Below are 6905 nucleotides of genomic sequence, written 5' to 3' on the forward strand. Positions count from 1 at the left end.
CACCCCCTTTCGGGAATCCCTCTCCCACATCCCACCCCCTTTCGGGAATCCCTCTGCCACATCCCTTGCCGGTGGACAGCTCCCGCGGAGATTTGGGAGGATATCGGCAGCGGACTACCGCTTCCAGAAAAAATTGCGAGGGGAATGAGCATGCGCACTGCATCAGTTGCCGCAGCCATGGTTGGCGAGGTGGCCGCTTTGGCCTGCTTGGCACACCCCCACGCGCCGGCATCGTCCAAGTAGCACCGCAAGCACCAAGCTCCAACGCCACTGTTGGTTTCTTCGGCGTGCCCTTGTGCTCCACAGAGACGACCCCGCGCCTAACGTGCCATGACGCAGCGCCAGGTGCGCTGCCGACGTCGTAATTTTTCAAAGGAAGCTTCGCCATGCAGAAAATCACTGCCCAACAAATCCGTTCATCGTTCATCAATGCCAGCCGCTCAGAAGCTGCCAAACTGAATCTTCCCCGCAACTTCGAATCGATCGAATGGGAAACACTGGAGTTCCTCGGTTGGCGGGACGAGAAGATGCCCCAGCGGGGGTACCTGGTTGTGCCGTATGAAGGAAAGCTGACCGGTGTCCTGCTCCGCGCTCCGGAAGGCGGCTCCGGCAAGAACCGTGCAGTCCTGTGCGAATTGTGCCGGGACGTCTTTTCCAAGGATGACGTTTACCTGTGGGTTGCCAAGAGGGCGGGACAGCCCGGCAAGGACGGCAACACTGTGGGGACCTTGATCTGCGCAGAATTCGGTTGCAGTGCCAACGTCCGCAAGGAGCCGCCGGTCAACGAGATCAACCCGGACCCGGCTGCCGTGGTACTCAAGCAGATCGCAGGCCTGGAATTCCGCACGGCCCAATTCCTGAGCAGGGTTCGCGGCAAATAGGCCAATGTGACTGGCAGTAGGGGTTGTCATGAGCGCTCAGAACAACCCCTGCTGCCAGTCAGTTGGGGGACGGCATGGGAGACGGCGGCGCGGCCGTCAGCGGAGGACGATGTCCACGGGATTGGCTTCCGAACGCCACGCTCCCGGCTCGCCACGCCCCGAAATGACGGGCGCGGTCAGCACGCCGCTGCGGTTGGTGCGCTTGTCGCGGAGGATTTCCGTGACGGAGCCTAGGTGGCGTGACAGGTCGATGACGTTCTCCGGTGCGGCCAACAGCAACTGGAACCCAAATTCGTGGAGCGCCTTGATGCCCGCCCCCGCAAACTCCTCGGACGCCAGGACAAACGCCTCGTCCATCATCACGGTGCCGTACGTCGTGAAACCCTGCTCGGCGATGCCCAGCTGGTAACTCAGGGCAGCCGCCATGATGAAGGCGGTGAATCGCTGACGCTCGCCGCCGGACATGGAGCCGGTATCCGCGTGCATAAAGACTTCCGTCTTCTTCTTGCCCGAGGTGCCGGCCACCTCGCGGTGCTCCTTGCACTGGATGAAGAGGTGTCCGCGGACATCGAGAACCTCGGAACGCCAGCGCCGGTCCTCGGGGGTCTGCGAGCCGAGCCGCTTCACCAGGGTTTCCAGTGACTTGTAACGGGCAGTGAGCTCGGCGTCCTCATCCACCTCGGACGGCGCGGCTCCCCGGGACGGGCGTGCGTGCTTGGCCTTGAGGGCGTTCTGGATCGCGTCCTTGAACTGCTTGGCAGTAGCAGGAAGTGTCTGCTTGATATCCAGTTCCAGGTAGCTGCCTTCGTGGAAATTGACCTGGGAAAGGATCCCGTTCAGCGGCAGGATGCGGCTGGTGATGCTGCGGCGCTCTTCGTCAAGAAGGTGCAGGAGCGTGCTGAACGATTCATGGGTGCGCTGGTTAAAGAACAACCGGAATTCCGCTTCCTGCGCGGGCAAGCCGTCGCTCACGATCGCATGGTAACGGGCTTCGAAATCACCCGCGGCCCCGATCGACGTGCCATGATCGGCGCTGATGGCACTGCCCCATTCACGCACGAACGCCTCGAAAATCCGGGTCAACCGCTCCGCCGTTGCCTGCCCACGGGACTCGGCTGCGTGCAATTCATCAAGCAGCTTGTTGCGGACGCTGTTGGCCAGATTGTCCAGCTCGTACAGCTGGGTGACGTCGGCAGCGCCGGCGAAGTACGGCTCAAGCGCCGTAACGGTGGAGCTCGACGGCGGTGCTTGCTCAAGCTTCAGCCTCGCCGCCTCCAACAGCCCGTCGGCCGTGGTCATCTGATGGTCGAGCGCCTTGTACTCGCTCTGCAGGACGGCCGCAGCACCTGTGGAGGATTGGTGCTTCTCACGCACTGCCTCGATGTTTGCCCGCAACGGCTCCAGGTCGGCCTGCGCGGCCAAAGCGTCGGCAAGGCGTTGCTCGATTCGCGCCAACTCCTCGCCGGCAACTGCTGCCGAAACCTGTTCCCAAGGACGTTCGTCCTCGGCAACCCGACGGAGGGCTTCCAACTGGCGGGCCATTCCCTGATGCGAATCTTCCCGGCTCTGGGCCAGTTCCGCGGCCTTGGCCAACTCGTTCTCGAGCTCACCGACGCGGGCCGCCACCAGCTCCAACTTGGACGCGTTGTCGAAACCGAGGACGTAGTCCTGGCGGCTCGTGAAGCGATCGTCCTTCTCCACGGTGTGCCGGTTGCGCTTGACCACGCCGCCCAGGCTCAGTCCCTTGTCCAGCGAAGCCAGCTCGTCCGGGTCCTCGACGCACGGGTAGGCGAAGTCCACGGCGATCCGTTCACGGACCCACTCCCCCGCCTCTGCATTGGCCCCCGACGTGAGGATGCTCAACTTAGTCAAGAGGTCGCCGTCGGACACATCCTCCACAGCAAGTGCGCCGCCTGCAAGCGGCTTGGACACATCCACGGCGCGAAGGGCTCCGCGGATGGTGTTGTCATTGAGGTAGCGGGTTACGGCCGCGAAGTACTCACCCGGGACAAGCAGAGTGGTTGCGAGGTTGCGGAGCGCGCGTTCGGCGGCTGGACGCCACTGCTCCTGGCCCTCCGCGAGATCGATGAGCTCTCCCGCGAACGGCATCCGTTCCTCGGGTACGCCGGTGGCCGCAGCTATCGCAGCCCGGTTTTCAATGCTTGACGGCGGCAGGAGGGACTTGCGCGAACGCAGCGACAACAACTCCTGCTGGGCAGCTGCCAGCTCGCGTTTCTTGGTGGCGTGGGCATCGAACGCCTCAAAACGGAGTTCCTTGAGGGACTCCGAGTCGTCCTGCAAGGATGCCGAACGCGCTGCGGCCTGCTCATGGGCCTGGTCCCAACCTTCAGCCGACCATTCCAGGTTCAGCCCGGCATCGGACAACGCCTTCCTGGCAGATTCCTCCACCTGCTGCCGCAGCTTCAGGCTGACGCGGGCGTTCTCCAGCGACTGCTCAATGGCAGAGATCGCGTTGCCGCCGCGGTTGTTGTAGTCGGACTCCAGCTCCCGCAGTTCCTTGGCGAGCGCGTCCCGGATGGTCCGCTCCGCCGCGAGTTCCTGCGCTTTCTGCTGGGCCAATTCCCTGAACCTGGCCAAGGTCTTCGCATGCACGGAAACCGCGAGCTGCTGTTTGTACGTCTCAAATTCCTCGCCCGTCAGCTCACGGAGCCGGTTGGCATCCAGCAACGCCTGCGCGTATTCCTTGTTGAGGCCGGGAACCGGTGCCAACTGGTCGCGCTGCTGCCGGACATCTTCCAACCGCTGGCGGATGGACATCAGGTTGCTGAATTCCTCAACCACATCGTCCGCGGCGGCAAGCGTCGCAGGAGCGTCGAGCACTTGGTCGCGGAAGAAGGTGTTGACGCTGCCCCCCAGGCCCTTACCTGCCTGGATGACGCGGAGCAAGGGCAGCGCCTGGTCCGAATTGATGCCCAGAAGCCGCCGGAACCGCTCGGCAAAAGCCTTATGGACGTCGAAGACCTGCCCCTCGGGGAAGATCGACTCCAGCGCGCCCTTGGTGAACCGCTTTTGCGCGATCCCCTCGATCGCTTCAAGATCCAAAGGCTTGCTGTCGATCACATAGAACCGGCCGACGCTCGATTCGGTGCCGTTCTTGGGCAAATCGAACAGCGCGGAAATCGTCACCTTGGTGCCGGCTGCGTTATCAAACGTGAGTGCGACGGCGGACCAGGTGGCACCCGGCCGCTGGAAGGCACTGGCCGAGCTGTCACCCACCGCCCTATCACCGACCTTGCCGCGCATGTAGGTGAACGTGGTCCTCTTGTCCTCCACAGCACCGCCGGACCGCTGGGCCGCGGCCTCGTTGGAACGCGGACGGGCATCAAATACTCGGAGCATCGCGTCAAAGAGCGTCGATTTGCCGACGCCGGAGTTACCCGTGAGGAGCGTGCCGTTGCGGTCCACGTGCATGGTGTGGGCGCCATGGAAGGTGCCCCAGTTGACCACCTGGACGAGGGCAAGGCGCATCTGGCCCGGGTTCGTCTGTTCGCCCAACGGGAGCATGCTTGCGATCGTCACTTGGCTGCTCCTTCGGTTGCGTCCGCAACGCTTCCTGACACATGCTCTGCCTGCTCGCTCGTGCCGTTCCCATCGGTGTCGTCGTCCTCATCCGAACCCGAGTCCAGGTCAAGCAGCGGTTCGGTGCCGGATTCGTCGGCTGCTACTGCCACCAGGGCTTCGATGTGGGCCGGAATGTCGCCGATGTTCTCGAAGGGGAGGGCCAGCGGTAGTGCGTTGCTGATGGTGTAGGTGTCATCCAGCGGGGTGGCCAGGAGCAGTTGGCGGGCCAGGAGTTTGGTGATGGTGCGGTTCACGACGTCGGAGTCCCGCAAGGCATCCTGCTGGCCGGCCGGGGTGTAGTTCGCCACCAGGTCGGAGATCTCCTCGCGCGTTACCGTCGGATCCGTCTGGGCCGTGACATGGCGGTCCAGGAGCAGTCGAAGACGCAGCAGGACGATGGTTTCCACCCGGCTCAGGGCGCGCTGTTGGCGGAGGATGCTGGACCGGGAGCTTGCCCCGATGATCTCCGGATCGACCGGGCGCAGGACAGCGATCTTGCGGTCGTGGTCCAGCTGGAGCGTCAGGAAGAGTTCCGACAACCGGCTCCGGAGGATCAGTTGGTTATCCAGGAGTGTGGTCCAGAGCTTCTCGTCACGGCCGCCGTCGATGTATGGCCCTTTCAGCAGTTTGACCAGGGCGTGCCGGACTTTCATGGGCAGGACGCCGGTATCCCCGGGGAAGAGAGCTGCACCGTCAACGAAGGTATCCCTCGGGGACACACGGAACGGATCCGTGGTGGGCGTCTCCACCTCTTCCCGGCCACCATCCACGGTGGGGTTATCCGTCGCGGCGAGTTCCGTCGTCGTGATTTCCTCAGTCATCAGAATCCTCATTCAGCGTGACGACGGGCAGGTATGCCGTGCGGATGCTGCCGTCGATTTGTTCGAAGTCGATGTGCTCCCAGGCGGCCCGGTCAAAGGCGGCACCGGTCTGCAAGGCCATGGACAGGAGGGAACGGACGGTGTTGAGGTGCCGTTCCTCGGCGGGAAGGTTTTCCCACGCCTCGCCCAGGGTTGCGGACCCTGCCATGGCGGCACGGACGACGTCGGGCCTTGCCTTTCCGGTGCGGGCGGACTTGACGCGGTCCGAGTCGGTGAAAGCGATGGGGTCCGCCAGGCGGGGTGGCGTGGCGAACTCGTCGGGGTCGAAGAGCTTGACCATGGCCAGCGACTCGAAGCCCGCGTTGTAGAGGACGGGCCCGGGGACAAGGCCCGGACGGTCCCGCTCGTATGGCATGGAACGGATTGCCTGCTCGGCCTCGGCGAGCACCTTGCGGAGCGTGACCGACTGGCGGACATCGTCACTCTGGATGTACGTGTTGAGGCTTTCCGACAGCTTGCCGTAGATCCGCTGGATTTCGCTGTGCTGCGTCCGGAGCTCGGCTACGAGGTTCTTCAGGGTTTCCCGGTCATCGTGCGTGAGGTCGTCCGCGAACTGCCTGCTCAGGACCTCGCCGATGGCTGAGCGGAAACGCAATTGCTGCTGCGGGTCTTCGAGGAAAGCCGTGAATGAACGGAACGTACGACCCTCGGGGCTCTGCCTCAGCCGCTTGTCCGCTTCGAGCACTTGGGCCATGGTGGCGCCCTTACTCAACGACTCTTCGATGATCTGGTTCCGGAGTTCGCCCACCAGTTCCTCAATGCGGTCACGCATCTTCTTGTAGTCGGCGGGCAGGCTGGCCGCGAGGTCCAGGATGTTGCCTGCGGCCTCCACCGCTTCCTCATCGTCCAGGAGCCCGTCGAATTCACCGGAACTGATGTCTTCCACCAGTTGTTGACGCTCCTGGATCTCCTCCGCGAGGGCTTCAAGGCGGGCGCTCTGGTCCGGGTTGGTCTCGTTGGCGAGTTTCTCCACATCGCCGAGCAGGGTGCCCAGCCGGGAACCGTTGAGGGTGGAGCGTTCACTGGACAGGCTGTCGAGGAAGGCGAGCACGCGGGCTGCGGCTTCGGTGATTTCGTAGACGATCTGGCCGGACTGGTTACGACGGGTGAGGAACTGTTTGCGGGTCCACTCGTCGCCGAAAGCTTTGCCGTTCAGCTGCCCGCCGAGGGCCGGGTCCTGGCGGCGGAGCTGCTCAAGGAAAGCGTCGACGTCGGCATGGAACTCTTCGAGCGGAAGCTGAGGCCGGGTGCGGGTGAAGGAGGCTTGGAGCACCGCGATGACCCACGGCGCCGAACGCGTCAACGTCCAGGCCGGCCCTTTAGTGAGCTGTTCGAGGTCCCTCAGCCGGGCACTGATGGCGTCGGCGGAGGACATGGCTGAACGGGACAACTACTCTCCTTCAGCTGCTGCGAAACCTGGCTGGCAGCGAAAACTGCCCCGTACAAGGTTAACGCAGAGCGTCCGCACCCAACTAAGTCGCAGCAGAGCACGTTTAGAACGCTGATAACGCGCACAATTGCGACCTAATACGAAAGTAGGGGCGGGTTAGGCTGCGGTGAG

The 6905-nt window shown here is 63.5% G+C and carries 4 protein-coding genes; 1 reads left to right on the forward strand and 3 read right to left on the reverse strand.

From position 1 onward, the window contains the following. Positions 1-386: 386 nt before the first annotated feature. Positions 387-881, forward strand: a complete 495-nt coding sequence (locus tag OCL88_RS19935; RefSeq protein ID WP_264963679.1) for an FBP domain-containing protein — start codon at positions 387-389, stop codon at positions 879-881. Positions 882-977: 96 nt separating this feature from the next. On the opposite strand, the gene OCL88_RS19940 is transcribed toward OCL88_RS19935, so the two are convergent. Genes OCL88_RS19940 through OCL88_RS19950 form a run of 3 tightly spaced genes read right to left on the reverse strand, consistent with a single transcriptional unit; the run spans position 978 to position 6734 of the window. Then, complete coding sequence (locus tag OCL88_RS19940) at positions 978-4421, reverse strand: ATP-binding protein (RefSeq protein WP_264963680.1); 3444 nt, start codon at positions 4419-4421, stop codon at positions 978-980. Beyond that, complete coding sequence (locus OCL88_RS19945; protein WP_264963681.1) at positions 4418-5284, reverse strand: DUF4194 domain-containing protein; 867 nt, start codon at positions 5282-5284, stop codon at positions 4418-4420. Before OCL88_RS19945 ends, OCL88_RS19940 begins: the two co-directional genes overlap by 4 nt. Then, entirely contained in the window at positions 5277-6734 is a 1458-nt protein-coding gene (locus OCL88_RS19950) for a DUF3375 domain-containing protein (RefSeq protein ID WP_264963682.1), read from the reverse strand. Before OCL88_RS19950 ends, OCL88_RS19945 begins: the two co-directional genes overlap by 8 nt. Positions 6735-6905: the final 171 nt, after the last annotated feature.

Origin of the sequence: Paenarthrobacter sp. PAE-2, from assembly GCF_026013155.1 — a bacterium.
Lineage (GTDB): Bacteria > Actinomycetota > Actinomycetes > Actinomycetales > Micrococcaceae > Arthrobacter > Arthrobacter ureafaciens.